This window comes from Roseovarius sp. MMSF_3350 (genome assembly GCF_030733425.1).
Classification (GTDB): Bacteria; Pseudomonadota; Alphaproteobacteria; order Rhodobacterales; family Rhodobacteraceae; genus Roseovarius.
The window spans coordinates 19,763-45,125 of sequence record NZ_JASHIZ010000001.1 but is presented as its reverse complement, the minus strand read 5'-3'; the positions used below and the strand labels follow the sequence as shown (position 1 = coordinate 45,125).

At 61.2% G+C, this 25,363-nt stretch carries 23 protein-coding genes; 7 read left to right on the top strand and 16 right to left on the bottom strand.

Going from position 1 to position 25,363, the window contains the following annotated elements:
- Positions 1 to 4: 4 nt before the first annotated feature.
- The 3 genes from mnmE to hemJ all read right to left on the bottom strand — a co-directional run bounded on the left by mnmE (position 5) and on the right by hemJ (position 3,161).
- Positions 5 to 1,291 (bottom strand): tRNA uridine-5-carboxymethylaminomethyl(34) synthesis GTPase MnmE, encoded by a 1,287-nt coding sequence (gene mnmE, locus RBB31_RS00220; RefSeq protein WP_306127249.1) that lies wholly within the window; start codon positions 1,289 to 1,291, stop codon positions 5 to 7.
- 23 nt (positions 1,292 to 1,314) lie between these two features.
- Entirely contained in the window at positions 1,315 to 2,586 is a 1,272-nt protein-coding gene (gene rho / locus RBB31_RS00215) for a transcription termination factor Rho (RefSeq protein WP_306127248.1), read from the bottom strand.
- A 125-nt stretch (positions 2,587 to 2,711) separates the two neighbouring features.
- Positions 2,712 to 3,161 carry a protoporphyrinogen oxidase HemJ gene (gene hemJ, locus RBB31_RS00210; RefSeq protein ID WP_306127247.1) on the bottom strand — a complete coding sequence of 150 codons (450 nt, stop codon included), beginning with the start codon at positions 3,159 to 3,161 and terminating at the stop codon, positions 2,712 to 2,714.
- A 418-nt stretch (positions 3,162 to 3,579) separates the two neighbouring features.
- Here hemJ and RBB31_RS00205 point away from each other — a divergent pair, with 418 nt between their 5' ends.
- From RBB31_RS00205 to dnaQ, 4 genes are read left to right on the top strand one after another with little or no spacing between them, the layout of a single operon-like run.
- Positions 3,580 to 4,179: a nucleoside triphosphate pyrophosphatase gene (locus RBB31_RS00205; RefSeq protein WP_306127246.1), complete on the top strand. Its 600-nt coding sequence runs from the start codon at positions 3,580 to 3,582 to the stop codon at positions 4,177 to 4,179.
- Positions 4,176 to 5,009, top strand: a complete 834-nt coding sequence (locus RBB31_RS00200) for a shikimate dehydrogenase (protein WP_306127245.1) — start codon at positions 4,176 to 4,178, stop codon at positions 5,007 to 5,009. The genes RBB31_RS00205 and RBB31_RS00200 overlap by 4 nt, the downstream gene beginning before the upstream one ends.
- Positions 5,006 to 5,599 (top strand): dephospho-CoA kinase, encoded by a 594-nt coding sequence (gene coaE / locus RBB31_RS00195; RefSeq protein WP_306127244.1) that lies wholly within the window; start codon positions 5,006 to 5,008, stop codon positions 5,597 to 5,599. The genes RBB31_RS00200 and coaE overlap by 4 nt, the downstream gene beginning before the upstream one ends.
- Complete coding sequence (gene dnaQ / locus RBB31_RS00190) at positions 5,592 to 6,287, top strand: DNA polymerase III subunit epsilon (protein WP_306127243.1); 696 nt, start codon at positions 5,592 to 5,594, stop codon at positions 6,285 to 6,287. The genes coaE and dnaQ overlap by 8 nt, the downstream gene beginning before the upstream one ends.
- 45 nt (positions 6,288 to 6,332) lie before the next feature.
- On the opposite strand, the gene secB is transcribed toward dnaQ, so the two are convergent.
- Both secB and RBB31_RS00180 read right to left on the bottom strand, forming a co-directional pair.
- Positions 6,333 to 6,848: a protein-export chaperone SecB gene (gene secB / locus RBB31_RS00185; RefSeq protein ID WP_306127242.1), complete on the bottom strand. Its 516-nt coding sequence runs from the start codon at positions 6,846 to 6,848 to the stop codon at positions 6,333 to 6,335.
- A gap of 71 nt (positions 6,849 to 6,919) precedes the next feature.
- Positions 6,920 to 7,417 (bottom strand): FxsA family protein, encoded by a 498-nt coding sequence (locus RBB31_RS00180; RefSeq protein ID WP_306127675.1) that lies wholly within the window; start codon positions 7,415 to 7,417, stop codon positions 6,920 to 6,922.
- 112 nt (positions 7,418 to 7,529) lie between these two features.
- Here RBB31_RS00180 and RBB31_RS00175 point away from each other — a divergent pair, with 112 nt between their 5' ends.
- The 3 genes from RBB31_RS00175 to RBB31_RS00165 are packed head-to-tail and all read left to right on the top strand — an operon-like array spanning position 7,530 to position 9,813.
- The gene (locus tag RBB31_RS00175) at positions 7,530 to 8,192 is read left to right on the top strand and encodes a Tim44/TimA family putative adaptor protein (RefSeq protein ID WP_306127241.1); all 663 of its coding nucleotides are present in this window, start codon (positions 7,530 to 7,532) and stop codon (positions 8,190 to 8,192) included.
- Positions 8,193 to 8,227: 35 nt separating this feature from the next.
- Positions 8,228 to 9,226 carry a murein transglycosylase A gene (locus RBB31_RS00170; RefSeq protein WP_306127240.1) on the top strand — a complete coding sequence of 333 codons (999 nt, stop codon included), beginning with the start codon at positions 8,228 to 8,230 and terminating at the stop codon, positions 9,224 to 9,226.
- The gene (locus tag RBB31_RS00165; RefSeq protein ID WP_306127239.1) at positions 9,223 to 9,813 is read left to right on the top strand and encodes a Smr/MutS family protein; all 591 of its coding nucleotides are present in this window, start codon (positions 9,223 to 9,225) and stop codon (positions 9,811 to 9,813) included. The genes RBB31_RS00170 and RBB31_RS00165 overlap by 4 nt, the downstream gene beginning before the upstream one ends.
- Here RBB31_RS00165 and RBB31_RS00160 read toward each other — a convergent pair.
- From RBB31_RS00160 to tsaE, 11 genes are all read right to left on the bottom strand, one after another.
- A complete protein-coding gene (locus RBB31_RS00160; protein WP_306127238.1) occupies positions 9,796 to 11,019 on the bottom strand; it encodes an MFS transporter in 1,224 nt (407 codons plus the stop codon). The genes RBB31_RS00165 and RBB31_RS00160 overlap by 18 nt on opposite strands.
- A gap of 231 nt (positions 11,020 to 11,250) precedes the next feature.
- Positions 11,251 to 13,029 (bottom strand): AAA family ATPase, encoded by a 1,779-nt coding sequence (locus tag RBB31_RS00155; protein WP_306127237.1) that lies wholly within the window; start codon positions 13,027 to 13,029, stop codon positions 11,251 to 11,253.
- Between the two features lie 34 nt (positions 13,030 to 13,063).
- On the bottom strand, positions 13,064 to 14,374 hold the full coding sequence (hslU, locus tag RBB31_RS00150; RefSeq protein WP_306127236.1) for an ATP-dependent protease ATPase subunit HslU: 1,311 nt from the start codon (positions 14,372 to 14,374) through the stop codon (positions 13,064 to 13,066).
- 63 nt (positions 14,375 to 14,437) lie between these two features.
- A complete protein-coding gene (locus RBB31_RS00145) occupies positions 14,438 to 15,517 on the bottom strand; it encodes a hypothetical protein (protein ID WP_306127235.1) in 1,080 nt (359 codons plus the stop codon).
- A 108-nt stretch (positions 15,518 to 15,625) separates the two neighbouring features.
- Positions 15,626 to 16,177, bottom strand: a complete 552-nt coding sequence (gene hslV / locus RBB31_RS00140) for an ATP-dependent protease subunit HslV (protein WP_057795335.1) — start codon at positions 16,175 to 16,177, stop codon at positions 15,626 to 15,628.
- Between the two features lie 309 nt (positions 16,178 to 16,486).
- Positions 16,487 to 16,807, bottom strand: coding sequence for a thioredoxin (gene trxA, locus RBB31_RS00135; protein WP_306127234.1), 321 nt, complete (start codon positions 16,805 to 16,807; stop codon positions 16,487 to 16,489).
- A 58-nt stretch (positions 16,808 to 16,865) separates the two neighbouring features.
- The gene (addA, locus tag RBB31_RS00130; protein ID WP_306127233.1) at positions 16,866 to 20,225 is read right to left on the bottom strand and encodes a double-strand break repair helicase AddA; all 3,360 of its coding nucleotides are present in this window, start codon (positions 20,223 to 20,225) and stop codon (positions 16,866 to 16,868) included.
- Positions 20,219 to 23,167 (bottom strand): double-strand break repair protein AddB, encoded by a 2,949-nt coding sequence (gene addB / locus RBB31_RS00125; protein WP_306127232.1) that lies wholly within the window; start codon positions 23,165 to 23,167, stop codon positions 20,219 to 20,221. The genes addA and addB overlap by 7 nt, the downstream gene beginning before the upstream one ends.
- Positions 23,160 to 23,852: a nucleotidyltransferase family protein gene (locus RBB31_RS00120; protein WP_306127231.1), complete on the bottom strand. Its 693-nt coding sequence runs from the start codon at positions 23,850 to 23,852 to the stop codon at positions 23,160 to 23,162. The genes addB and RBB31_RS00120 overlap by 8 nt, the downstream gene beginning before the upstream one ends.
- Positions 23,828 to 24,871: an aminoglycoside phosphotransferase family protein gene (locus RBB31_RS00115; RefSeq protein WP_306127230.1), complete on the bottom strand. Its 1,044-nt coding sequence runs from the start codon at positions 24,869 to 24,871 to the stop codon at positions 23,828 to 23,830. Before RBB31_RS00115 ends, RBB31_RS00120 begins: the two co-directional genes overlap by 25 nt.
- On the bottom strand, positions 24,868 to 25,341 hold the full coding sequence (gene tsaE / locus RBB31_RS00110) for a tRNA (adenosine(37)-N6)-threonylcarbamoyltransferase complex ATPase subunit type 1 TsaE (protein ID WP_306127229.1): 474 nt from the start codon (positions 25,339 to 25,341) through the stop codon (positions 24,868 to 24,870). Before tsaE ends, RBB31_RS00115 begins: the two co-directional genes overlap by 4 nt.
- Positions 25,342 to 25,363: the final 22 nt, after the last annotated feature.

Below are 25,363 nucleotides of genomic sequence, written 5' to 3'. Positions count from 1 at the left end.
TCCGCTATTTTCCCAAGCAAAAGCTGGCGAATATCTCGTCCAGAACGTTTTCGATATCTACCCGACCTACCAGAGAATCAAGAGCTCGCACAGCACTTCGCAGCTCTTCTGCCACAAGATCCGATGCACCATTTTCGCAGATCAACAAAGCCATGGCATTGTCCAGGTAGATGCTCCCGGCTTCCAAAGAGTGCTGGTGACGCAGGCGCGTAGCAACGCCTGCATGTGCCGTTCTGTCGGAGAAGATGTTCGTTATCTGCTGGACCAATTTGGCCACGCCATGCCCAGTTACACCGGATATGCCGTTATCTGGAAGCCCATGAAGGTCGGCCTTTCCGACAAGAACCAAATCATCATGCTGTGGCGCAAGGTCAGGTTGCTCCCCTGGCGTCACGAGAAAAATTCGAAGATCTGCTACCTCAGCCCGGGCGCGAGCTCTCGCAACGCCGATAGATTCGACGGTGTCCTCGGTTTCCCTCAACCCCGCGGTATCCAGCAAGGTCACGGGAAGGCCGTGTAAATCCATACGCACCTCGATTACGTCCCGCGTCGTGCCCGCGAGCTCCGACGTAATCGCGGCGTCACGCCCAGCCAAGGCGTTCAGCAACGTGGACTTCCCGATGTTAGGCGCCCCGATGATTGCGACTTCAAACCCTTGGCGGATTCGCTCTGCAGTTTGAACACCCGCAATTTCGACGGTCAGTTCACTACGCACATCCGACAATAGCTGCGCAACTTCCGGCGTCACATCTTCGGGAACGTCTTCATCAGCAAAATCAATCGTCGCCTCAAGAAGTGCGGCCGCCCGGATCAACTTGCCGCGCCATCGTTCCGCCCGCTCTCCCAGCTCACCGGAAAAGACGCGCTGTGCTTGGCGCCGCTGTGCTTCGGTTTCCGCGTCGATCAGGTCGGCAAGTCCTTCGACCTGGGACAGATCCAGCCGCTCGTTCTCAAGGGCCCGGCGAGTAAATTCCCCAGGCTCCGCAGGACGAAACCCATCGAGTTGTCCAAGTAGATCAAGAATTGAAGAAACGACCGCGGCCGAACCGTGGCACTGAAGTTCGACCGTCGGCTCACCCGTGAAACTGTGTCCCTCGCTGAATACCAACATCAACGCGGTGTCGATCACATCTCCGCTTGGCGAACGTACCGTGCGCAACGCGGCATTCCTAGGCGACGGAAGGTTGCCCACCAGCGTTTCGACGCCGGCAAATGCATCGGCGCCGGAAACGCGAATGATGGCGACGCCCGCTTTGCCGGGCGCCGTCGACAGGGCAAAGATCGTGTCCATTGGTCTTTTGATGAACGGTCAGGTCAGGTGTTCATGGAATCGAAGAAATCTGAATTGGTCTTGGTCTGCTTCAGTTTGCCAAGCAGGAACTCGATGGCATCGGTCGTTCCCATCGGGTTCAGGATTCGTCGCAGCACGTAGGTTTTCTGCAGATCGACCTTGTCGATCAGCAGATCCTCTTTCCGCGTACCGGACTTGAGGATGTCGATGGCCGGGAACACGCGCTTGTCGGCAATTTTCCGATCCAGAACCAATTCCGAGTTACCCGTGCCTTTGAATTCTTCAAAGATCACTTCGTCCATCCGGCTGCCGGTGTCGATCAGCGCGGTGGAGATGATTGTCAGCGAACCGCCTTCTTCGATGTTCCGCGCCGCACCGAAGAACCGCTTGGGTCGTTGTAGGGCATTGGCATCCACACCGCCCGTCAGAACCTTACCCGAGGAAGGCACGACAGTGTTATAAGCCCTACCAAGTCTTGTGATCGAATCCAGAAGAATAACAACATCTCGTTTATGCTCGACCAAGCGCTTGGCTTTCTCGATCACCATTTCGGCCACCGCTACGTGCCGCCCCGCCGGCTCATCAAAGGTCGAGCTGATGACCTCGCCCTTCACCGATCGCTGCATGTCAGTGACCTCTTCGGGCCGCTCATCGATCAGAAGGACGATCAGATAGCATTCGGGATGGTTCCGCTCGATGCTGCTGGCGATGTTCTGAAGGATGACCGTCTTACCCGTCCGCGGCGGCGCCACGATCAATGATCGCTGCCCCTTGCCGATGGGTGCCACCAGGTCGATGACGCGGGCTGACTTGTCCTTGATGGTCGGGTCGTCAATCTCCATCTGAAGCCGCTCATCGGGGTAAAGCGGTGTCAGGTTGTCGAACGCAATCTTGTGCTTGGCATTTTCAGGGTCGGCAAAGTTGATCTGCGTCACCGATGTCAGTACGAAATACCGTTCGTTTTCCTCAGGCGCCTTGATCTCACCCTCGATCGTGTCGCCGGTCCGCAGCGAGTGTTTGCGGATCGTATCGGGCGAAACGTAGATATCATCCGGCCCTGGAAGATAGTTTGCTTCCGACGACCTCAGAAAGCCGAAACCGTCTTGCAGAACCTCCAGCGTCCCGTCGCCATAAACCACCCATCCTTCGTCTGCGCGTTCCCGGAGGATCTGGAACATCATCTCCCCCTTGCGCATGGTCGAGGCATTCTCGATCTCCAGCTCTTCGGCCATCGAAAGCAAATCCTTGGCGGATTGCTTCTTGAGATCGGACAGGTTCAGACGTTCGTCAGACATGGATAGGTCCTTGCGAAATCGACGCGTGGAGCACGCGGCCGTTCAGATATTTTCATATGGAAGACGGCAGACCCGGACGGGTTCCGTTTGATGCTACCTAGGTGCAGTCGTGGCGCGAGTCAATCTCAGAACTTCACGACGACGGATACGACGATGACCACCATCAGGATCGTCGGTACCTCGTTCATCATGCGGTACTGTCGACCGGACAGCGCGGCACTGCCCCCTGAGAACGCTTTGCGCTGGCGCCCCAGCCAGTGATGGAACCAGGTCATGCCCAGCACACCCACAAGCTTGAAATACGGCCATACGGCGCTCCAGTCCACGATACCCGGCGTGGCCACAAGCAGGAGGCCGGCTCCCCACGTCACGATCATCGCCGGGTTCATGATCACGCGCAAAAGCTTCTGTTCCATAGTTTGGAACACCTCGTCTCGGCTGTCACCCGGCTTGGATTGCTCGGCGTGATAGACGAAAAGACGAGGAAGATAGAAAAGACCTGCCATCCAGGAAATCACTGCAATGATATGCAGCGCCTTCGTCCATGGATAAAGCGAGGCCAGAAGGTCTGTCATGTTTTCCCGTATCTCTCTGCCTTTCTCCTAATAAATAAATATAGAAAGAAAAAGGATGATGATTTTGTAGGGAGCAGGCCAGGCTGGGGATTACGTAATTATACATGATTTCTCCCCCGTCGACGTCCGATGTGGATAAAACTGTTTAACTCTTCTCGCAGCGGCTGCCCTGTAATACGTAAACGCTTATTATTATTGCATAATGATATTGCTTCAGGTGAAGGACATCGGTGGATGAAAACCTAAAAACATCGCCCAAACCGTCTTTCTACCGGGTAAAGGGTTTTCCATATCCCCACGTGCAAAAAACCTACGGGATGAGGCGGGAAGAACAACTTTTCCCGCTGTCCTCGGAAATGTTGGAAACTTCGCGGATTCATCCCTAGAAACCGGAAGAGATATGCAACGGGATATCCACATGTCACGCAGGATCATTCTGGCTTCGGGGTCGGATATCAGGAAATCGCTGCTCACGAACGCAGCGCTTGAATTCGAGGTTTCTCCGGCCCGTGTCGACGAAAACACGGTTCGGGATGCCATGGTTGCCGAAGACGCGTCGCCGCGCGACATTGCCGATGCCCTGGCAGAGTTGAAGGCCACCAAGCAAAGCGCCAAGAATCCGGACGCCCTGGTCATCGGCTGCGATCAGGTTCTCAGTTTCGAGGGCTGTATCCTGTCGAAACCGGAAACTCCGGACGAGGCGCTGGAGCAACTTCGCGCGATGCGCGGCAAACGGCATGAACTGCTTTCCGCCGCCGTGATCTGTGAAGAGGGCAAGCCGGTCTGGCGGCATGTCGGCGTCGTACGGATGATGATGCGGCAGGTTTCGGATGCGTACCTTCAAGGCTATGTCACTCGCAACTGGGATAGCATCCGCCACGCTGTCGGTGCATACAAACTGGAAGAAGAGGGTATCAGGCTGTTCAGTCAGGTTCATGGCGACTACTTCAATGTCCTGGGCCTGCCGCTTTTGGAACTGCTGTCGTACCTGGCGTTGCGCGGAGAGATAGAGTCATGACCGAGAACAGGATACCGCTGGCGGCCGTGATCGGATCTCCTGTTGCGCATTCGAAGTCACCGCAAATTCACGGCCATTGGCTCAAGACCCACGGCATAGCAGGCTATTACATTCCTATGGATGTAGCGTCCGACGATCTCGAGCATGTCCTTCGCACGCTCCCCAAAATGGGCTTCGTCGGGGTCAACATCACCGTTCCGCACAAGGAAAAGGTTCTGGAGATTGCCGACCTGATCACCGATCGCGCCACGCTGATCGGTGCGGCCAACACGCTTATCTTCCGCAAGGACGGCAAGATTCATGCCGACAATACTGATGGCGTGGGCTTCATTCAGAACCTGCGCCAGAACGCGCCGGACTGGAATCCCAAGGCAGGCCCGGCGGCCCTGCTGGGTGCTGGTGGCGCAGCCCGCGCGGTTATCTCTGCCCTGCTCGAGGTCGGCGTTCCGGAAATCATGATCGCAAATCGGACCAGGGTCCGCGCAGAGGCGCTGAAAACGGAATTCGGCAAGAGGATCGCGGTGGTCGATTGGGTTCAGGCCGGGAACATGATGGAAGACGCCGCAACCGTCGTGAACACGACCTCGCTCGGTATGATGGGTAAACCGCCGCTTCGCGTTCCGCTTGACGGTTTGAACAGGGGTACACTGGTGACCGACCTTGTCTATGCCCCGCTTAAGACCCGCCTTCTGGCAGAAGCCGAGTCAGTGGGCTGTCGGACAGTCGACGGTCTGGGCATGTTGCTGCACCAGGCGGTACCGGCCTTTGAACGCTGGTTTGGCGTACGCCCCGAGGTGGACAGCGCAACGCGCGCGGCGGCGCTCAGATGATATTCAAGCTGGGCCTTACCGGCTCTATCGGGATGGGCAAGTCGACCACCGCGAAGCTGTTTGCCGAATACGGCTGCGCGGTATGGGACGCCGACGCTGCAGTTCACCGTCTATACGCAACGGGCGGCGCTGCGGTCGGTCCCATCGGCCGGGCATTTCCTCTGGCTATCGTTGACGGCACGGTTTCGCGCGACCGCCTGAAGGAAGTAATCGCTGACGATCCCGATGCCCTTCAACAGATCGAACGCATCGTCCATCCCCTCGTTGCAGATGATCGCACGACCTTCCTGTCCGGCACGGACGCCGATGTAACCGTCTTTGATATCCCCCTTCTCTTCGAAACCGGCGCAGATGCGCAGATGGATGCCACCGCTTGCGTCACCGTCGCGCCTGAAACACAGAAGGCCCGCGTGATGGAACGGGGAACCATGAGCGAGGCGCAGTTTCAGGCAATCCTGTCCAAGCAAATGCCGGACGCGGAAAAGCGCACACGTGCCGATTATGTCATCGTGACCGATACGCTTGAACATGCCCGCGCACAGGTTCAGGATGTACTCAAGGAAATCCGAGACAGGCAGACCCATGCGTGAAATCGTGCTCGACACTGAAACGACCGGCTTTGATCCCGAACAGGGCGACCGTATCGTCGAGATTGGTGCCGTCGAGTTGTATAATCACATGCCCACCGGACGCACCTTTCACGAGTACATCAACCCCCGCCGCTCCATGCCGCAAGAAGCGTTCGAGGTTCACGGCCTTGGCGACGATTTTCTCCGCGACAAGCCTGTCTTCGAGAAGATCGCACAAAGTTTTGTCGACTTTATCGGCGACGCGAAGCTCGTGATTCACAATGCGGCGTTCGACATTAAATTTCTGAATGCCGAGCTTGGCTGGCTCAACATGGCCAGGATTCCTTGGGAACAGGCCATCGATACGCTCGACATCGCCCGCCGCAAATTCCCCGGCTCTCCCGCATCGCTCGATGCGCTTTGCCGCCGCTTCGGTATCGACAATTCCTCGCGCACCCTGCACGGAGCCCTGCTCGACTCCGAGATTCTGGCCGAGGTGTATCTGGAACTGATCGGTGGGCGGCAGCCTGATTTCGCACTGGCCGGCGCCTACTCGCCGGAAACCGCGGAAGACAACAGCGATGCCGATTGGCATCCGGGTGCCCGCCCGAAACCCCTGCCGGCCCGTCTCAGCGAAGAGGAGCGCGCCGCGCATCAGGCCTTTGTGCAAAGCATGGGCGACAACGCACTCTGGAAGCAGCTGACTTGATATGTTTTGCGAGCCGCAATGGCCTCAGGCCATCGGCAGGTCGTTTCAGGCGTCTGGCGTCGGTTTCTCTTCTGCCGCGGCCGCCTGGCGGCGCCTGATCTCGTTACGATAAAGCTGCACGAAATCGATCGTCTCGAGGTTCAGCGGCGGGAAACCCCCGTCCCTTGTCACGTCGCTGACGATGCGGCGCACAAAGGGGAAAATCATCCGTGGGCATTCAATCAGCAGAAAGGGATGCATCTGATCATCCGGCACGTTCTCGACCTGGAAGACGCCGACATACTCCAGTTCCATCAGGAACAGCGTTTCCTCGGTGCCCTTGTTCTTGGACGTGATCATCAGCTTGACCATCACCTCGAACTGATGCTCGGCTGAACGTTTCTTTGCATCCAGATTAACGGCCACCTGCACATCAGGATTCACGTCTCCGCCCGAGCCTCGCTGCGCCAGAGCGTTTTCGAATGACATGTCCCGTATGAACTGTGTGAGCACGTTCATTTTCGGCGCGGTTTGTGTTGCTTGGGTGTCCGTCTTGGCGGCACCGTTATCCTGTTCGGCCATCTGCTGTCTCCTGGCGGATAAATTCATCGCGCGAAGCCTTAGCAGGATGCCGTACGCGCCTCAATGCCTGCTTAGTGCCGGGTCCAGCCAGAGCCGTCGTGTGTCGGCTTCTTTGGTGTATCCACTTCCTTGTACTGGCCCTCGATCACGTCATCGCGCCGCCCCGGTCTCGGATCGTTGCGCATGTCTCGTGGCCCGTCGGGACCCATCTCGAAACGCTGCACCTTGATCCGTTTGCGCAGGAACTGGAACAGGGATTTACGGATGGGAGGTGCGAGCAGCGAAAAACCGACCGCGTCGGTAAAGAACCCAGGCGTCAGAAGCAGCGCACCGGCAATCAGAATCATGGCTCCATGCGCCAACGGCTCGGTCGGATCGTCTAGTTTTTGGAACGACGACCGAAGTTGCCCGATGGCCATGGCCCCCTGCGTGCGCACCAGCCATGTGCCAATAATCGCGGTCAAGACGACGATGGCCAGTGTGGGCCACAGCCCGATCAGGCCACCGACCTGGATAAAGAGCGCGATTTCGATCAGCGGCACCGCGAGAAAGGCTACAAATAGCCACATGAGCATGATCCTCCTTGGTTTCAAAGGCGGGTATGGTGGACTCGCCCGGATCAACACCCTACATAAGAACAACACCGGGAGGTTTCCATCCTGGGCACCTTGAGAGGTTTGAATGAATTCGCCCCTACTTCAATTGCTGGTCCTCGCAGGCATAGCGATTTTCCTCATCCTTCGACTGAAAAGCGTGTTGGGCACCCGCGACGGGTTCGAGCCTTCTCAACAGACGCGACCGTCCACGCCCACGCCATCGCGCCGGCAGGATTTCGAGGTGATCGACGGCGGCCCGGATCACGACATCACCGATCATGTGACCGAGGGCTCCGACGACGCCAAGGCACTTGCCGACATGAAACGCACCGATAGCAGCTTCGCCGTAGGCGAGTTCCTGCAAGGTGCAAAGCAGGCCTACGAGTGGATCCTGATGTCCTTTGAACGGGGGCAGATGGATGAGATCCGTCCCTTTCTTGACGATGACGTGTTCGATGCATTCAACAGCGTGGTGGAAGCCCGTGCGCAGCAAGGCCTCACCATCGAAGCCGAATTCGTCGGCGTGCGCGAAACCACGCTGGCCGGCGCGCGCTTCGACAATGCGACCAACACTGCCGAGATCACCGTGCGCTTCATCGGTGAACTGATCTCCGTCGTGCGCGACCAGAACGGTGAGATCGTCGAGGGTGAACCCGGTAAAGCGAAAAAGCAGAAGGATACCTGGACATTCGAACGTGTCATGGGTTCCGATGATCCCAACTGGCGGCTTGTTGCAACGGACGAATGAACGGACGGGCTGCAGCGGGATTCCTTCTTCTGTTGATGGCCGCAATCGCGGCCCGGGCCGAAGACGTGACACATACGGTGCTCGACTTCGATGAACTGAAGGGCTGGGAAGCGGATGATCACGAGCGGGCGCTCGATGCGTTCCTTCTGACCTGTCCGGATCTCGATGACCCGGATTGGCGCGCCCTGTGTGCCCTTGCCCAGCAGAAGCCGGACGCCAAAGAATTCTTCCGCCTTTTCTTTCGCCCCGTGCTGATCGAGGATGGAAAACAAGCTCTTTTCACCGGCTATTTCGAGCCCGAACTTTCGGGATCCCTGTCGTCGGACGATCGGTACCGTTACCCGCTATACCGCAAGCCACCAGAAGCCGCAGGAGATATACCCTGGCTATCGCGCCGGGAAATCGAGGCCGGTGTCGCCATGCAAGGGCGCGGGCTGGAGATCGTCTGGGTCGACGATCCGGTCGAGAAGTTCTTTCTTCAGATCCAGGGTTCCGGCCGTGTGACGCTTCCAGACGGGCGCAAGATACGGGTTGGATATGGCGGGGCGAACGGCCACGAATATCGCTCGGTCGGTGCCGAACTTGTTCGCCGCGGTATCTATCAGGCTCATCAGGTTTCGGCGCAGGTCATCAAGAACTGGGTTCGGCGCAATCCCATCGCCGGGCAGGAACTGCTTTGGCATAACCCGTCCTATGTCTTCTTTCGGCGGATCGACTCTGTGCCTGCGCATATGGGCCCACTCGGGGCGATGAACCGCTCGGTCACCGCAGGGCGCACAATTGCCGTAGACCCGGCCTACGTTCCGCTCGGTGCCCCGGTCTGGATCGAGAAAGAGGGGGCCGGCCCGATCCGCCGCCTGATGATTGCCCAGGATACCGGTTCTGCCATCAAAGGCGCACAACGGGCCGACATCTTCATCGGCACCGGAGACGAGGCCGGTCGCACGGCCGGACGATTGCGCGATCCCGGTCGCATGGTCGTTCTGTTGCCGATCCAGCGCGCTTATGCCACGGCAACGGAGCCGAACCTTTGAGCCGTAGGCGGATCACGCCCGAGGAGCTCAAGCTCTGGCAGAAGGTGGCAAAAACGGCCGAACGGCTCGACCCCAAGCGGGACACCACTGCGCCCAAACTGTTGCATCCCAAGCATAAAAAAGAAACTGACACGGCAAAACCAGATCTGTCTCCTTTCGAGATCGGCCAGAACTCCCGTGGCTCTGATCACAGGCATGACACCCTGCCCGGCCTGCACGAACGTCTTGCGCATCAGCCGCTGCAGATGGACAAGCGCACCAACACACGTCTGAAGCGTGGCAAGGTCGAGCCCGAGGCAAGGATCGATCTGCACGGCATGACCCTGGCACAGGCGCAGCCTGCCCTGACCGGTTTCATCCTGCGCGCGCAGGCGCAGGGCAAAAGGCTGGTTCTGGTGATCACCGGCAAGGGCAAGAACACCGACACCGGGGGACCGATACCCACAAGGCATGGTGTCCTGCGTCATGCGGTGCCGCAATGGCTGGGCATGGCGCCGCTGTCGGGGCTGGTCCTGCAGATCACCCAAGCGCATGTGCGGCATGGCGGTGGCGGGGCGTATTACGTGTATCTACGCCGCAATCGGTAGCAGGGGTTTGGCGCGGGTGATGCCGATGGTCATCATCAGCGTGGTGAAGACGAAATAGCCCGCGACGATAAGGTACTGGCTTTCCAATCCCAGTCCCAGATCGATGCCAATGCCGGTCAGGCCGGGGCCGATGGCGGAGCCTAAGACCATGACGGCGGCGGCCATGGCCTTGATCGAGCCGAGGCGGGCGGTGCCGTAGAATTCGGCCCAGAAAGCGTTGGGCAGCGTGGTGTTGGCACCCGTTGTCAGGCCAAGGAAGAAGAGGCCAGCGAACAGGGTCAAGGTATTGTCGGATATCGCAAAAATCCCGAAGGCGGCGACCATGGGAAGCTGGAAGAACGGGATCAATCTGGCGGTGCCAAAGCGGTCCAGGGCCCAGCCGGACAGGACCATCGCGACGATGCCGACGGTGGTATAGAACGGGTAGAGGGCGACAAGCTGGACGTGGGGGATGCCCTTCAAATCGGCGAAGTGGACCTGGTGGAAAAAGAAGGCGGTGTTGAAGGCTGCGGGGCCCAACAATGCCGGGACCATGAACCAGAAAAGCCAATGAAATAAGGCCTGATTGCGGGTCCAGTGGCGGTTTTCCATGCCGACGGATTGGTCGGTTTCGGCCAGCATCTGGGGGGTGCGTTCGAGGCGGAGGAGGCGGTGGATGACGGGGACGCCGGCAAGGGCGATGAGGGCGGCGGCGACCCAGAGCATGTGCCAGTCGTAGACCGCCAGAAGTGCAACGAAAACAAGGGGTAACAGGGCCTCTCCCAGGGCGAAGCCGAGGGTGGCGATGGACAGGGCCTTGCCCCTTGTGGCGATGAACCAGCGGGACATGGCGACGACGGCGAGGTGGCTGGTCATGCCCTGGCCGGTGAAACGCAGGGCAAAAATAACCGCGATCAACCCCCACCAGACCGGATTGAAGGCCATGGAGAGGCAGGCAAAAGCGAGTAATATCAAGATGATAGGGGCGAGGGTGCGGACGCGAAAGAAATCCGTGAGGCCGCCGGCCCAGACCATGACCAGGGCGGAGGCGGTGGTGCCGAGCGTATAGATACCGCCCCATTGCCCGAGGCTGAGACCCCACGCGGCCCGAATCTCGCCGGCGAAGAGCGAGATAAAAAACGTTTGTCCAAAAGAACTTAGGAAGGTCAGCAGCATACCCGCCGACAGGAAGGGGAGGTTGTCACGGAGAAAATCGAGGAGCCGCATGGCCCCCTTCGTGGCCCGAAACCCCGGCGAAGAAAAGCGAATTCAAAGGGGTGCGATCTGATTCGTTAACGCCCCCCGGACAGGCCAAAACGGAACGTCGGTATCGCGTCGGTATTTGGGTGGTATGCCGACGGTGCGATTTTTGGGGTTTTTGGGGGTTAAGAGGGAGGGCGGTGGGTTGGGAGTAAATCGAATTTTAACCGCCTGTAGCTTTCTAATGAGATTGGGTGTTCAAAGACGTGACTCCAACCCGTTAGCGCGTCTGATCATCGCAACAACCTCGTTCATGCGATCCTTAAGGTCATATACGTCCAAGTCGGGCGCTTCCTCGCAAACGAGCCTTGCAGCGCCGACCTTGTCGCTGTCTTTGTAAACCTTGTCTGCGGCTTTCCGGGCGTTCTTCCGTTCGAAGTAAAATGAGTGATCGTATTTTCCGGTCTTATGAGGTTTCTTGTAGATACGAGAATGCACTCGCGACAATGCACTCTGAAGCAACTCAGGTCTTACGTAATTTTCGATCTCTCGACCTGCTGTTATCCAAGCGACACTTTCACCGTCGTTCAATTCCGCCTTGAGACGCTCGACGGGCTTTTTCAAGGAAACCGATGGTGATGATTTGTCACTGTCCATGACTACAGCAATATGCCGGTTCAATTGTCGAAGCTTGATAAATTCATCTATCGCTTCGTCGTCTGCGCTTAGATGACGAATTAGCCCGCCACCGAAGAACATTATGCTGAAGTGTATGCCTTCAATGAGATCAGGCGCTACGGCGCTTAACCAATGTTTGAAGTATATTCTGTCGGAGGGCCCCTCAACCCAAACTATCGCGTTGGATTGTACGATGTCTGACGCTTGATAGCCTAAATCAGAGCATATTCCACGACGCTCTTTTCTTGAAATAGTCGAGACTATTGTAGTTTCTGAACCATCGTTTCGAACCCTGAAAATAGATGCTTCAGGTGTATCAATAAATGTTGCCGAATGTGTCGCGATGAAATACTGATTTTCAGTTTGCTCTTTTAGATAATCCACGAGCTTACGTTGGAGAATTGGATGCAGATGTATTTCCGGCTCTTCAATGCACATCACTCGGTTTTGGAAGATAGTACAAAACGCCGCCAGGAGGATAACCTCATGAATCCCGGTTCCAAGTGACGAAAGAGGTAGAACCTTACTGTCCATATGAACCAGAACATGATTCCGATTACTTGGCACTTCTAGCATAGCTTCGGGATTGCCTGTGACCGACTGAACAAAATGATTTATTTGATCAAAAGTTTCCTTGCGCTCGCGTTCATGATGGTCTGGATTTTGAATCTCGGCCAGATGATCAATGAGACCCCTTCCAGATAAGTCGTCGAAATTTTCATCCCGTGGCCCCAATTGGCGTTTCGCTGGGATTAAAGAGACTTCGACGCTTGGTATAGTTTGCAGGCTCAAAAACGAACTAAGGGTTTGTGGAATCCAATGCTGCGTGAGTCCGCCACCATTCGACCTAGTCAGTCTAGACCAAAGATGCTGCCATTGGTGATCGTGAAAAAGTCCTACATAGTCTTCTACTTCGGGCTCATGTAGATAGCCGATGGATTTGTTTGGCGTATCGTTATGTATCCAGACAAAACCGTTGTGCTCCAGCTTAGCTACAAGTTTGTCTATCCCGTCAGCGATACCCCAAGATACGAGATCTGCATCACTTACTTTCTCACGTATCGAGGCCTTAAACTGTTCAGTAGGGATACCGAGCGCGCCAGTCGTTGTACCGGACTCTTCGCCCCTATAGTCATCGACAGTACGATCGGCTGAACTCAAGCTTTTATTATGTTTCGCGAAAGTAAGCCGCTCGTTCAAGAAATTCAGAACCGTCGACTTCCCTGAGTTGTTTGGACCAATGAAGAAATTCAAATCCGAAAAAGGTCCGATATACTGCGTATTAGGGCCTATCCCACGGTAAAATTGTATGGCCAAACCGCTTAGATAATCTGGCAACTTTTGAAAACCCTCGCTCAACTTATGCGCTTCAGATAGCAGGCTTAGCTATACCCTACAAAACATACCTGCTCAAATCCGTCGACTTCATCAGCTCGCCCAGGTTGGCGTCCACGAAGGCTTCGTCCACGACCACCTTCTCGCCGGCGCGATCCGGCGCGGTGAAGCTGAGTTCCTCGAACACGCGTTCCATCACGGTATAGAGCCTGCGCGCGCCGATATTCTCGATGGTCTGGTTGACCTCCGCCGCGATGCGGGCGAGGGCCTTGATGCCGTCCTCGGTGAATTCGACGGTCACCTCCTCGGTCCCCATGAGGGCGGAATACTGGCGGGTCAGGGCGTTGTCCGTCTCGGTCAGGATGCGCACAAAATCTTCCTCGGTGAGGGCGCGCAGTTCGACCCGGATGGGGAGGCGGCCCTGAAGTTCGGGCAAGAGGTCGGACGGCTTGGCGATGTGGAAGGCGCCGCTTGCGATGAAGAGGATGTGGTCGGTCTTGACCGGGCCATGCTTGGTCGAGACGGTCGTGCCCTCGATCAGGGGCAAGAGGTCGCGCTGCACCCCCTCGCGCGAGACGTCGCCGCCGCGGGCCTCTTGCCGGGCGCAGACCTTGTCGATCTCGTCGAGGAAGACGATGCCGTTCTGCTCGACCGCTTCCAGGGCGGTGCGGTTGACGGTTTCGTCGTCCAAGAGCTTGTCGGCTTCCTCGGAAATCAGGATGTCGTAGCTTTCGCGGACGGTCATCTTCTTGCGGGTGGTGCGGCCGCCGAAGGCCTTGCCGAAGATGTCGCCGAGATTCATCATGCCCATCTGGCCGCCGCCGGGCTGGCCGGGGATGTCCATCATGCCGAGGGGGTTGGAGGTGTCGGCGACGTCAAGCTCGATCTCGGTGTCGTCGAGCAGGCCATCCTTGAGCTTCTTGCGGAACATCTCGCGCGTGGATTCGCGGGCATCCTCGCCGGCGATGGCGGCGATGACGCGATCCTCGGCCTGCTGGTGGGCGCGGGATTTGACGTCTTCGCGCATGAAGTCGCGGGTCTGGGCGATGGAGCTGTCGACGAGGTCGCGGATGATCTGTTCGACATCGCGGCCGACATAGCCGACCTCGGTGAACTTGGTCGCCTCGACCTTGATGAAGGGGGCGCGGGCGAGTTTTGCCAGGCGGCGGGAGATCTCGGTTTTGCCCACGCCGGTGGGGCCGATCATCAGGATGTTCTTGGGATAGACCTCTTCCCGCAGGTCGTCGGAGAGCTGCTTGCGGCGCCAGCGGTTGCGCAGGGCGACGGCGGTGGCGCGCTTGGCGTCCTTTTGCCCGATGATGTAGCGGTCGAGTTCCGAGACGATTTCGCGCGGGGTGAGGTCGGTCATGGGGCGTCCTGTGGTTGCGTTACGGGGGAACGTAAGCATGGGGGGGCGAAACGCAAGGTGCGGTTACTCGGAGGTTGCGGTGGCGTCGTCATAGGGGGGCAGGCGGGTCTTGCCGGGGAATTTGGGCAGGGCGCGCATGAGGGCGACGCGAAGGTGGGTCCAGAAGGTGCCGAGGCCGGTGATGAAGGCGCCGATGACGAGCATCAGGAGCGGCAACTGCGTGCCGCCGCCATCCATGCTGAAGAGCCAGTAGATCACCGCGGCGAGATAGCCCATGCCGGCGGTCAGGAAGGAACGGCGGTCGATCACCAGCGCAAGGCAGGTGACCAGAAGGAAGCCGATGATGGTGAGGATCGTGCCGAGCGCGCCGTCGAAATTGTAGACGGTCATCATAACCGTGTTCACCAGCGCGGGCGCGGCCAGCAGGTGCAGCCAGAAGGCCGAGCGGGCGCGGCGGCCGATGCGGTGCGGGTCCTGCATGTCGAACCAGAGGCCGGCGATGAAGGCGAGAATGCCGAAGATCAGCGTGCCGATGGCCAGGGACCCGCCCTGGCGCAGGTCGAAGAGGCTCCGGAAACTGCCGGACATCAATGTGTCGACGGGGCTGGTTTCGGTGGTGATCGCGTAGATCGTCATGAAGCCGTAAAGACCGACGAGCAGCATCGAGAACGGCACGCGGAAGCGGCGGTAATGCAGCAGGATCGAGGCCATGCCGCCGAGGCCGAGGAGGATGGCCGCTAATGCGCCGGAGGTAAGGCCGATCATGTCGAGCACAAAGCCGATCAGCCCGCCCGCGCCGGTGGCGTAGGTGCAGACCAGCACGATGGAGGGCAGGCTCATCCGGCGTTTCAGCGTGAAGTAATGGGCCGCGAACCAGCCGACGGCCATGAGCGCCGCCATGACGAACACCACCCCGCCCGCGGCAAAGGCGAAGGTCACGGCGCCCGAGGTCAGCAGGATCAGGCCGAGCGAGATGAAGATCTCGGCAAAACCCGAAAAGAGCTCGAACGGTTCATCCTCGTTGGCACGCCGGGCGATGCGGCCCGCGCGTTCGTGCGAGAGGGCGCTGAGGCGCGCGGCCTGGGCCTCGTCGATGATGCCGGCGGCGGTGGCGGCGCGCAGGTCGTCCTGGGTCAGGGTCATGCAAAGTCCTCTGGTCGTCTTCGCGCCAGCACTAATGGACCGTTTGGACGAAAGAAAGACCGCATTCCGACCTGCCCTGACTGACGAGCGATGCTCGCCAAGCGCTCGCTATGCGCTGATGGACTCCACGGTCAGGTTGCCGTTGGTGTAGACGCAGATGTCCGAGGCGATGGCCATGGCATCCCGCGCGATCTGTTCGGCGGACCTGTCGCTGTCGATCATGCCGCGCGCGGCGGCCAGCGCATAGTTCCCGCCCGAGCCGATGGCGGCGACATCGTGTTCGGGTTCCAGCACGTCGCCCGCGCCGGTGATCACGTAAAGCTGCGAGCCGTCGGTGACGATCAGCATCGCCTCGAGCTTTTGCAAATACTTGTCGGTGCGCCAATCCTTGGCGAGTTCGACACTGGCGCGTTGCAGCTGGCCCGGGGTCGCTTCCAGCTTCGACTCCAGCCGTTCCAGCAGGGTGAAGGCATCGGCGGTGGAGCCGGCGAAACCGGCGACCACGTCATAGCCGCCGGGGCTGATGCGGCGGACCTTGCGGGCGGTGCCCTTGATGACGGTGTCGCCAAGACTGACCTGCCCGTCGCCCGCGACGACGACCTGCCCGCCTTTGCGGACGCCGATGATGGTTGTGCCGTGCCAGCCGGGGAAATCGCTCATGGTCGGGGCTCCTTTGATCTTTGGACCTATATGGAAGGCGTGAGGCGCGGTGGCAACCCGAGCGGGCAAATGGGTGCCGCGCATCGACGGGCCGCGGTGCGGCGAATAGACGGGTGATCGGGGCACTTTATGTATGCCAAGTCCGTGAAAGTTTAGGTTGGAGCCATACCTAGCCAAATCGCCGTGCCGGGGGGCGGCCCGGCGACGCGCGGCGGCGCAGCTTTGCTGCGCCTTTGTTCCGCGCGTGGTGCTTAAATGAAAAAGGGCCGCCCAGCAGGCGACCCCTTCACTATTCTATTCATCTGTTCGTCAGATCGACTCTTCGATCCAGCCTTGCAGCGCGGCCTTGGGGGCGGCGCCGGTCTTGGTCGACACGACCTCGCCGTTCTTGAAGATGAAGAGCGCCGGAATGCCGCGCACGCCCAGTTGCGAGGGCGAGTTGGGGTTCTCGTCCACGTTCACCTTGGCGATCTTGACCTTGCCATCCATCTCTGCGGACAACTCCTCCAGCGCCGGGCCGATCTGCTTGCAGGGGCCGCACCATTCGGCCCAGAAATCCACCACGACGGGAATGTCGGAGTTCTTCACTTCGCTATCGAACGTATCGTCGGTTACGGCAACGGTGGCCATCTTGGTCTCTCCTTGAGCTCGGGTTCGACAGCGAACCTATGTAGCGGCATGGGGAGCGTCAAGCTATATGGGTGTCGGCCAGGGCTTGCGTCACAAGATCGTGTGGCAGCGGCATGAGCGTGGCGGTGCGGGTCCAGAGCAGCGCGGTCTCGATGGTGCGGCCGGGATAAATCTGTTGAAGGGCATGGGCATAGGCTCCCATCTGACGCAACAGCCCTGACGGGACGTTCTGGGGCGTGTCGGGTACCACGGCGTTGGTCTTGAAGTCGACAGCCAGGATTTTCTCGGGCGTCACGATCAGGCGGTCGATCGTGCCGTGAATGCGTTGGCCGCTCAGCGTGTCTATGTTGGCGGAAACGGACACTTCGGCCAACGCTTCGGACGAGAAGAGCGGGCGCAGATGGTCCTGAGACAAAACGGTCTGCGCCTCTGCCAGAAGCTGGGCGAGGTTCGGCCCCTGCGCCGCGTCTGGCCCGTGGGCCAGCAGCGAGGCCGCGGTGGCGGGCCATGCGGCCATGTCATGCTGGGGCAGAATCTCCAGCAGGCGGTGCATCTGTCTTCCCCGGCGCTTGGCGGAGTCCTCATCGAGCCCCGCCTCTCCCTGCAGGGCCTTGTCGCCGCCAAGGTCGGACGGCGCGAGGGTCTCTGGCGCGGGCGGCGCGGGCGGCGCGGGATCGGCGAACCACGGCGGGAGCAGTGGTGCCGCGGCGACGGTGACATCTGCATAAACAGGCTCTAACCCGGCCCAATTCCCGCTTTGCAGCCGCAATCCCTGACCACCCTCGAAGACGTGCTCAACCGCGTCCGAGCGCAGCATCCCGCCGCGCACCTTGCTGTACCAGTCGCGCCCCTCCTTATCAAGGTCGCCTGCGGCGGCGACGATCAGCCATTGCTCGGCCCGGGTCATGGCGACGTAAAGCAGGCGGTCGCGCTCGGCCCATTGCGCATCGCGCCCGGCGGCGTCGATGGCCTGCAGCGCGGCGGGAAGATCATCCTTGCGCGTCCGCCAGACGGCGGTATCGCCGGCCCCCACGAGCCTGGAATCGACGCGCAGATCGCGCTTGGCGCAGTCGGGCAGGATTACGATGGGCGATTCCAGCCCTTTGGCGGCATGCGCGGTCATAACGCGGATCCGGTTGCCCGCATTGTCCAATTGGCGCTTGATTTCGAGGTCGTCGGTTTCCATCCAGACGAGAAAACCCGTCAGGCTGTCGACCGCGTTGCGCTCATAGGCCATGGCCTGCGACAAAAGCGCGTCGATACCGTCCTCGGCCTCGGGTCCGAGCCGCGACAGAAGGCGGGCGCGCCCGTCGTGACGGGTGAGAATGCGCTCGATCATGTCGTAAGGGCGCAGGAAATCGGCGGCGCCGCGCAGATCGTTCAGGATGGCGAGGGTTTCGGGAAACTCGGCCGCACGGTCGCGCAGGGCCTGCCAGAGATAGCGTTGAGTGCGATAATGCGCGAGGTCGAAGATCTGCCCCTCGCTCCAGCCGAACAGCGGCGAGCGCAGGGCGGCTGCGAGCGAGAGATTGTCTTCGGGCGTGGCGAGGAACGAGAGAAGCGCCGCGATATCGCGCACGGCCAGTTCCGCGCCGACGCGCAGGCGGTCGGCCCCGGCGACGGACAAGCCTTCGGATTTGCAGGCGCGGATGATCTCGTGAAAGAGGTCGGACCGGCGCTGTACGAGAATGAGAATGTCGCCTTCGGTGATGGCCTGCGCTTTGCCGCCGTCCTTGGATGGCAGGGGCGTTCCGAGAATGGTTTTGATGTTGCGCGCGATTTGCGCGGCAAGACGGGTCGCCGGGTCGCCGGGGGCCTTGATGTCGACGGGGTCGTACCACGGGGGCGGTTCCTCGGCCTCTTCCTTCTCGACGGGAGGCCAGAGATCGACACGGCCCGGCATGGCGGCGTGAAACGCCTTGTGCTTTTCGCGCTGGGTGAATCCGCTCGACTCGAGCCCCTGAAAGGTCTCGTCGACCAGCGAGAGGATGGTCTGTGCGGAGCGGAAGGAAAACTCCATCTCCATGTCCTGAAGGGGCGCTTCGGTGATTTCCAGCTTATTGCGAAAATCTGCCTTCATGCGGTCGAATCCTTCGGGATCGGCGCCCTGAAACGAGTAAATCGACTGTTTTTTGTCGCCAACGACGAAGATTGTGCGCTGGCGGTCGGCGCGTGCGCCGGTACCACTGGTGAATTCCTGCGACAGGCGTTCGATCAATTTCCACTGCACCGGGCTGGTATCCTGCGCTTCGTCGACAAGGATGTGGTCGATGCCGCCGTCGAGCTTGAAAAGCACCCAGTCTGCGACCTTGGGATCGTTTAAAAGGTCCCGACTGCGCAGGATGAGATCGTCGAAATCCAGCATGCCGCGCGCTTCCTTGGCGGCGGCGTAAGCGGGCAGGAAGATGGCGGCAAAGCGGTGCAGTGTCCGCGCCGCGGCACGGGCATCGAGCGCAAGCCGGGTATCGCGGCCGGCCTCGACGCGGGTCATGAACGCATTGAGTTTCTCGATCAGGTCCGGGTTGTCTTCGCGGACAGCTTTGGTCGGGAAAGAGCCTATCTTGGCCGAAAACGGCGATTTGGCACCGCTGCCGGTCAGAAACACTCCCTCCAGGACCGGCAAGGCCTGAAGCGATGGGATATCGGCCATGGTCAGCTTGACCGCAGCGATGGCATCGGTCTTGCTGCCGGCCGTCAGGAGCGGCAGGAGATCGGCAATCAGATCCGCCTCGCCGCCCAGAAAGACCGAAGCCACGAGCCCCTGCTCGGTGTCGTCCGGTTTCAGGCCAAAAAGGCTCGACAGATCGCCATCGCGGATCGGTCCGGACAGCAGGTCCCGCTTGCCGACAATTTCCTGCGTCAGGCTATCCAGGTCTTCGCCGGTATATTGCTCGGCCAGATCGTAAAGCACCTGAGCGTCGGGGCCGCTGGCGATTTTCTCGACAACCTCGGACCGCAGCAGCGCGGCGGCGCGGTCTTCCATCTCGGTGAACTGAGGGCTGACCCCGGCCTCGAGCGGGAAGCGTCGCAGCAGGGCGGAGCAGAAGGAGTGGATGGTCTGGATCTTCAGCCCGCCCGGCGTTTCGATGGCCAACGCAAAAAGCCGCCGCGCCTCGCGCAGGCGCTCATGCGTGACGGGCGCGTCGATGCCAAGGTTGGTCAATTGCCGTTCCAGCTCCGCGTCGGACTGCATCGCCCATTCGCCGAGACGGTCGAACAGGCGGTTCTGCATCTCGGATGCGGCGGCCTTGGTATAGGTCAGGCACAGGATGTTTTGCGGGTCTGTTCCGGCCAGAAGCAGCCGTGCGACCCGGTCGGTCAGCACTTTGGTCTTGCCCGAACCCGCATTGGCCGACAACCATGTGGAGCGGTCGGGCCGGGCGGCATCGATCTGGCGCTGGGAGGCGTCGTCTACCATCTGCCCACCTTCTCCGGATCGGCGTCGTCAGTGATGTCCCACTCGCCGAAACGGGCCAGCTGATCGTAGTCGCCCGGCATGTCCTTGGTCTTCATCGCGCGGCGTGAGAGGTAGCCCTGTCCGGGGTCCATGTAGCGGGCGACGAGATCCTTCAGCTCCGCCCATGTCTGGCCGGTCGGCACCTCGTCCAGCGGGGCCGGCGCCTCGCAGGGGTCGCCGGTGAGCCCGATGAAGACGGCGCGGGCGACGGGGCCGGGGGCAAGATTGCCGAACCCGGCGCGTTCGGCCAGCGCGGCCTCGAGCAGAAGCTGCTTTTCGAATGCCTTCTGCGCCTTGGGCGACGGCGGCGCGCCGGTCTTATAATCGTAGATATGCAGGCCTCCAGCGGCGTCGATGTCGATCCGGTCGGCCTTGGCCGTCAGGGTGAAGGCGTGCGGCTCGACCCGCGCCTTTGCCATTTGTTCGAACGCGGTGGGCCGGGCCAGCGCACGGCGGCCCGCCTCGGTTTCGATGAACCATTCCGCGATACGGGCGATCCGCGCGAACCAGAGCGCCCGCGCCTCACCCCAGGGCACGGTTTGGTCGAGAACAGAGACTGTTTTTTGCGTCAGGTACGCCGGTGTCAGGTTGTCGGGATCCTCCAGCGTGTCCTTGATCACATGTTCCAGCAGGTCGTGCAGCACCTCGCCACGCAGGCGCGCATCGGGCAGTTTCATCAGCGGATCGAGCGGGCGCAGGCGCAGGATCTTGTCGGCATAGATCGCGTAGGGATCGCGGATCAGTTTTTCGATGCGGGTGACGGACAATTCCCTGGGTCGCGTTTCGACCGGGGGAATCGGCGCCGGACGCCGGGCGGAGGGCATCGGCGCGACCGCCTCGAAAGTCTCGGCCAGCGCGAGCGCGTCGCGGCCGCGTTGCTTCATTTCGGCAAGCGCCGCTGCGCCGCCTTCCTCTTTCAATCCCTGTAGCAGGTTCGTCAGCCGGTTCAGCCAGCGAGACGGCACCGTTTGCGCATCGTCCGAGCGTATGGCGCGGGTGATCCAGACGGTGGGCGTGGCCGTCACGGCCTGCTGGAAATCATGCGCGGAGAGGCCGATCCTGCGCTCGGGCAGCAAGAGGCCGGCTTGGTGCCGCATATCGCGGTTGAGCCACGGGTCGCGCGGCGGGGCCTCGGGCCAGGTCCCTTCGTTCAGGCCCGACAGGATCAGCAGATCGGCGCCCTGCACGCGCGCCTCGAGCGTGCCCCAGATCAGAACGCGAGGGTCGGGGTCGGTCTGTGCACGGACGGTCTCGCGGGACAGGATGGCGTGAAAGAGGTTGATGTAGTCGAGTGCGCGCATCGCCTGACCGTGCTCGGCGTTTTCGGCAATGTCAGAGACGCATTTATGCGCTTCGCGCCCCGCGCCTTCGTCCCAGAGCCGAAGCGGGACATCGGTGTCGGGACCGCGCGATATAGACTCGGACAGTGCGATATGCGCGTTGACGATCTCGGTCAGCGGTCGCGCCTCGGGGTTTGCGTTGTCGAAAAAGCAGGACCGCAGCCAGTCAAGCCAAGGGCCGACATAGGGGTCTTCGATCGTTGCGGCCCAGGTTTGGAGTGTTGCGAGATCCGGCTCTGGCGGGCCTTGGCGGCGCAGGAATAGCTCCAGCTCGCGCGTCAGGCGCAAGTGCGGACCGCGTTCGCCGGCCATGTTCGTCAAGGGATGTTTCAGCAGGGTGAGCAGTTGCGCCACATCCAGCGGCGCCTTCAGGATCTCGGCCACGTGGCGCAAAAACCGGCCGGGCGCGGAATGGTGCAGCGGCACGCCCGCGCTGTCGTCGGGCCGGATGCCCCAACGGTCCAGCGCAGAGGCGACCCGCCGGGTCAGGGTTCGGTCGGGCGTGATCAGCGCGGCGGTCTGGCCGTTCTCGACCGCCTCGCGCAGTCGCATGGCGATGCACAGCGCCTCGAGTCGCGCCGAGGGCGCCTCAAGCAGGGTGATGCCCGCGGTCGCAGACGTAATGTCGGGGGCCAGCGCGGGCCCGTGCGACAGCCATTCATCCGTCACGGGCGCGGGGCGCAGGGCCAGCGACACGAGACGGTTGCGTTCGGGCGATACAGGCTCTGTTCCCGGCCAGGGGCGGATGATGGCCGGCGCTGCGCCGAGATCGGACAGAAGCTGTGCAAAGCGGTATTGCGGGTGCTCCTCGCTGGTGCGCGGATCGGTCAGCTTGTCCCAGACGTGATCGGGCTGATAGGCGTCAAAGCCGGGCAGCACGACGGCGCCCTGCGGCAATTGCGCGACCGTCTTCATCAGCAGGCGCGTTGCGCCGCGAGATCCGGTGGAGCCTGTCAGGATGATCGGGTGATCGGGCGGCTGATCCTGCCAGAGGCGGGCGTAGGTCTCGATCACCAGGCGCTGGCGCGTCTCGACATCGGGTGCGTCGCTGCTGGCCTCGAAATAGGGGCCGAGTATGCCCAGAAACGTCTTGATCCGCGCCCAGTGACCGGACTGGTCGCCGGTGTCGATGCGGGTGATGTCTTCGGGCACGACACCTTCGCCATGCATCTCGTCCATCAACTGGGCCAGGCTGTCGGACAGGTCATAAAGCGCGGCGCGCGGCGCGAGATCAGGCTCGCGGTCCAGCAGGGCGGAGACGAGGGTTATGAGTTCCAGTCGCCGTCGCAGGGGCGGGACCGGCTCGGGGATATGGGTGAGGCCGAGGACCTCGCCGAAGTCGGTGACAAGGCTGATCCGGGGCAGCAGGCGCGCCGGGCCTTGATCGAACAGTGCCCGGATGCGGCGGGCCATGCGCCGGGTGTTGACGACAAGATGCACGCGGGCCAGCGCCTCGGGCGGCTTCTCGGCATAGGCGTCGAGCAGGCCGCGCACCAGCTCCCGCGGGAAGTCGGCGCCCAGCGGCATGCCGAAGATGCGCGGGGTATCGAACGGCTCAAACATGGGCGTTTCGCAGCATTTCTTCGGCGAGGGGGATGCCCTCGGGCGTACCGACGTCGCACCATTGGCCCGGATATGTCACCGCATGAAGACGGCCCGTGTCGAGCATCCGGTTCCACAGGATGTTGAGCGAGAACGCAGGCTCGGGGATGGCGGAAAGCCCGTCTGTCTTTAGGATCTGAAGGCCGGAATAGATGGCCCCGCGGCCACGCGTGGCGCGGCCTGACGCGTCGATGATAAAATCGCCGGTGCCGGTATGGCCGATGGCGTTCTGCGGTGGGATGCAGAGCAGAAGGGCATCCATTCTCACGGGGTCCCACGCCGCGGCAAGCTGTGCCAGCGGATTGGGGCCGGACCAGACGGCATCGGTGTTCATGGTAAAGACCGGGCCCTCGCCCAGCAACGGCAACGCCTTGCGCAGCCCGCCGCCGGTTTCGAGGATATCGGGCTGCTCGTCGGAGACCGCGATATCGCGCCCGGCGAGGTGGGTCGCAACCTGGTCGGACAGGTAGTGGGTGTTGACCACCGCGCGCGCAGGCCCATATGCCGCCACGAGGTCGAGCGCGTGATCGAGAAGCGGCTTGCCCGCCACCTCGATCAATGGCTTGGGCCGCGACGCGGTCAGCGCCCCCATCCGCGTGCCAAATCCGGCGGCAAAGAGCATCACTGCGTCGGGGGCGTCGCGCATTTTGATTTCAGCTTTTCCAGAAGGGCCGCGTCGGGGGCGGGCAGCGTTTCGGCAAGGATCGCCTGCAAAGGCGCAAGGACCGGGTGGGCGAGGTCGCGCTGCAACAGGTCCCAGACGCGGGGGATCAGATCGACGTAATGCGCCTTGCAGTCCCGGATGCACAGCCGGGCGAACACGCCCAGGATGCGCAGGTTGCGCTGGGCGCCGAGCACGGCATAGGAGGCGGCGAAGGCCTCGGGGTGTTGGCCGGTCTGAAGCGTGTAGCGGTCGCGCATCCGTGCCTCCAACTCCGGCGGCACATCGCGGCGGGCATCCTGAAGCAGCGAGACAAGGTCATAGGCGCGATGGCCCAGCATCGCGTCCTGAAAATCGAGCAGGCCGACCCGGGCGATGCCTTCGCGGTCGGGCAGCCACAGCAGGTTTTGCGCGTGGTAATCGCGCTGGATCAGCACATCGCAATCCGCGGCGTGTTCGGCCAGAAGGTCATGCACGCAGGCTTCGAATGCGGGCCGGCTGGACGGTTTGGATGTGTCCGTTGCACCGGGAACGTACCAGTCGAAAACCAGCGCGGAGAGAGCAGTCGCGGCGGGCGGGTCATAGCGGGCCAGACCGGCGGGCGGAGTCTGGGCATGCAGGTGGATCAGAACGTCGATCGCGGTGGAATAGAGCCTATTTTCCAGGTCCGGATTGCGCGGGACGATGCTGGCGAAGAGCGCGTCGCCAAGGTCTTCCAGCAACAGCAGGCCGCCCGCTTCGTCGCGGGCGAGCACGCGCGGGGCGCTGAGCCCGATGCCGGTTAGATACTCGGCGATATGGATGAACGGGCGCACATCCTCGCCCTTATGGGGCGGCGCGTCCATCAGCACGGCGCGCTGGGCCGTGGAGGGCCGGATCAGGCGCAGGTAGCGGCGGTTCGAGGCATCGCCCGCGAGGTGCGACACCACCGCGTCGGCCCATCCCGCGCGTTCGATGAAGTCGCGGATTTCACCCTCGCGGCTGTCCGGTTCAAGATGACTCATGCGGAAAACTCCCCTGCGCGGTCATCCCATCGCGGATCGCGCCAGGTGATGTCAAGAACACGCTGATCGGGGTCGTCATGCGGCGCGAAGGCAAGTGTCAGCGCATTGGTCGGAACAAGGGCGCCCAGCCGGTCGGGCCATTCGACAAGCGTGACACTGTGATCGAAAGCCTCGAGCAGGCCAAGCTCGATCACCTCTTCCGTTGAGGACAGGCGATAGAGATCGGTGTGCCAGATGTCGAAGCCGGCCCCTTCGTAGGTCTGCACAAGGGTGAAGGTCGGGGATGGGACATCCTCGGGCACGGGTAGCAGGGATTGGATCAGGCTGCGGGCGAAATGGGTCTTTCCGGCACCCACGGGCCCATCGAGCAGCAGCACGTCGCCCGGGCGCAGACCGGCCCCGATCCGCCGGGCGAGGGCGGCGGTGGCGTCCGGGCCGGGAAGGGCGAGATGGAGGGTGCGGGCGGGCATGGGCCGACACTACACCGCCGGG

Excerpts from the sequence above, each read along its gene's own strand:
- mnmE (WP_306127249.1), bottom strand. The coding sequence starts at position 1,291 with ATGGACACGATCTTTGCCCTGTCGACGGCGCCCGGCAAAGCGGGCGTC.
- rho (WP_306127248.1), bottom strand. The coding sequence starts at position 2,586 with ATGTCTGACGAACGTCTGAACCTGTCCGATCTCAAGAAGCAATCCGCC.
- hemJ (WP_306127247.1), bottom strand. The coding sequence starts at position 3,161 with ATGACAGACCTTCTGGCCTCGCTTTATCCATGGACGAAGGCGCTGCAT.
- RBB31_RS00205 (WP_306127246.1), top strand. The coding sequence starts at position 3,580 with ATGTCACGCAGGATCATTCTGGCTTCGGGGTCGGATATCAGGAAATCG.
- RBB31_RS00200 (WP_306127245.1), top strand. The coding sequence starts at position 4,176 with ATGACCGAGAACAGGATACCGCTGGCGGCCGTGATCGGATCTCCTGTT.
- coaE (WP_306127244.1), top strand. The coding sequence starts at position 5,006 with ATGATATTCAAGCTGGGCCTTACCGGCTCTATCGGGATGGGCAAGTCG.
- dnaQ (WP_306127243.1), top strand. The coding sequence starts at position 5,592 with ATGCGTGAAATCGTGCTCGACACTGAAACGACCGGCTTTGATCCCGAA.
- secB (WP_306127242.1), bottom strand. The coding sequence starts at position 6,848 with ATGGCCGAACAGGATAACGGTGCCGCCAAGACGGACACCCAAGCAACA.
- RBB31_RS00180 (WP_306127675.1), bottom strand. The coding sequence starts at position 7,417 with ATGTGGCTATTTGTAGCCTTTCTCGCGGTGCCGCTGATCGAAATCGCG.
- RBB31_RS00175 (WP_306127241.1), top strand. The coding sequence starts at position 7,530 with ATGAATTCGCCCCTACTTCAATTGCTGGTCCTCGCAGGCATAGCGATT.
- RBB31_RS00170 (WP_306127240.1), top strand. The coding sequence starts at position 8,228 with ATGGCCGCAATCGCGGCCCGGGCCGAAGACGTGACACATACGGTGCTC.
- RBB31_RS00160 (WP_306127238.1), bottom strand. The coding sequence starts at position 11,019 with ATGCGGCTCCTCGATTTTCTCCGTGACAACCTCCCCTTCCTGTCGGCG.
- hslU (WP_306127236.1), bottom strand. The coding sequence starts at position 14,374 with ATGACCGACCTCACCCCGCGCGAAATCGTCTCGGAACTCGACCGCTAC.
- RBB31_RS00145 (WP_306127235.1), bottom strand. The coding sequence starts at position 15,517 with ATGACCCTGACCCAGGACGACCTGCGCGCCGCCACCGCCGCCGGCATC.
- hslV (WP_057795335.1), bottom strand. The coding sequence starts at position 16,177 with ATGAGCGATTTCCCCGGCTGGCACGGCACAACCATCATCGGCGTCCGC.
- trxA (WP_306127234.1), bottom strand. The coding sequence starts at position 16,807 with ATGGCCACCGTTGCCGTAACCGACGATACGTTCGATAGCGAAGTGAAG.
- addA (WP_306127233.1), bottom strand. The coding sequence starts at position 20,225 with ATGGTAGACGACGCCTCCCAGCGCCAGATCGATGCCGCCCGGCCCGAC.
- addB (WP_306127232.1), bottom strand. The coding sequence starts at position 23,167 with ATGTTTGAGCCGTTCGATACCCCGCGCATCTTCGGCATGCCGCTGGGC.
- RBB31_RS00120 (WP_306127231.1), bottom strand. The coding sequence starts at position 23,852 with ATGCGCGACGCCCCCGACGCAGTGATGCTCTTTGCCGCCGGATTTGGC.
- RBB31_RS00115 (WP_306127230.1), bottom strand. The coding sequence starts at position 24,871 with ATGAGTCATCTTGAACCGGACAGCCGCGAGGGTGAAATCCGCGACTTC.
- tsaE (WP_306127229.1), bottom strand. The coding sequence starts at position 25,341 with ATGCCCGCCCGCACCCTCCATCTCGCCCTTCCCGGCCCGGACGCCACC.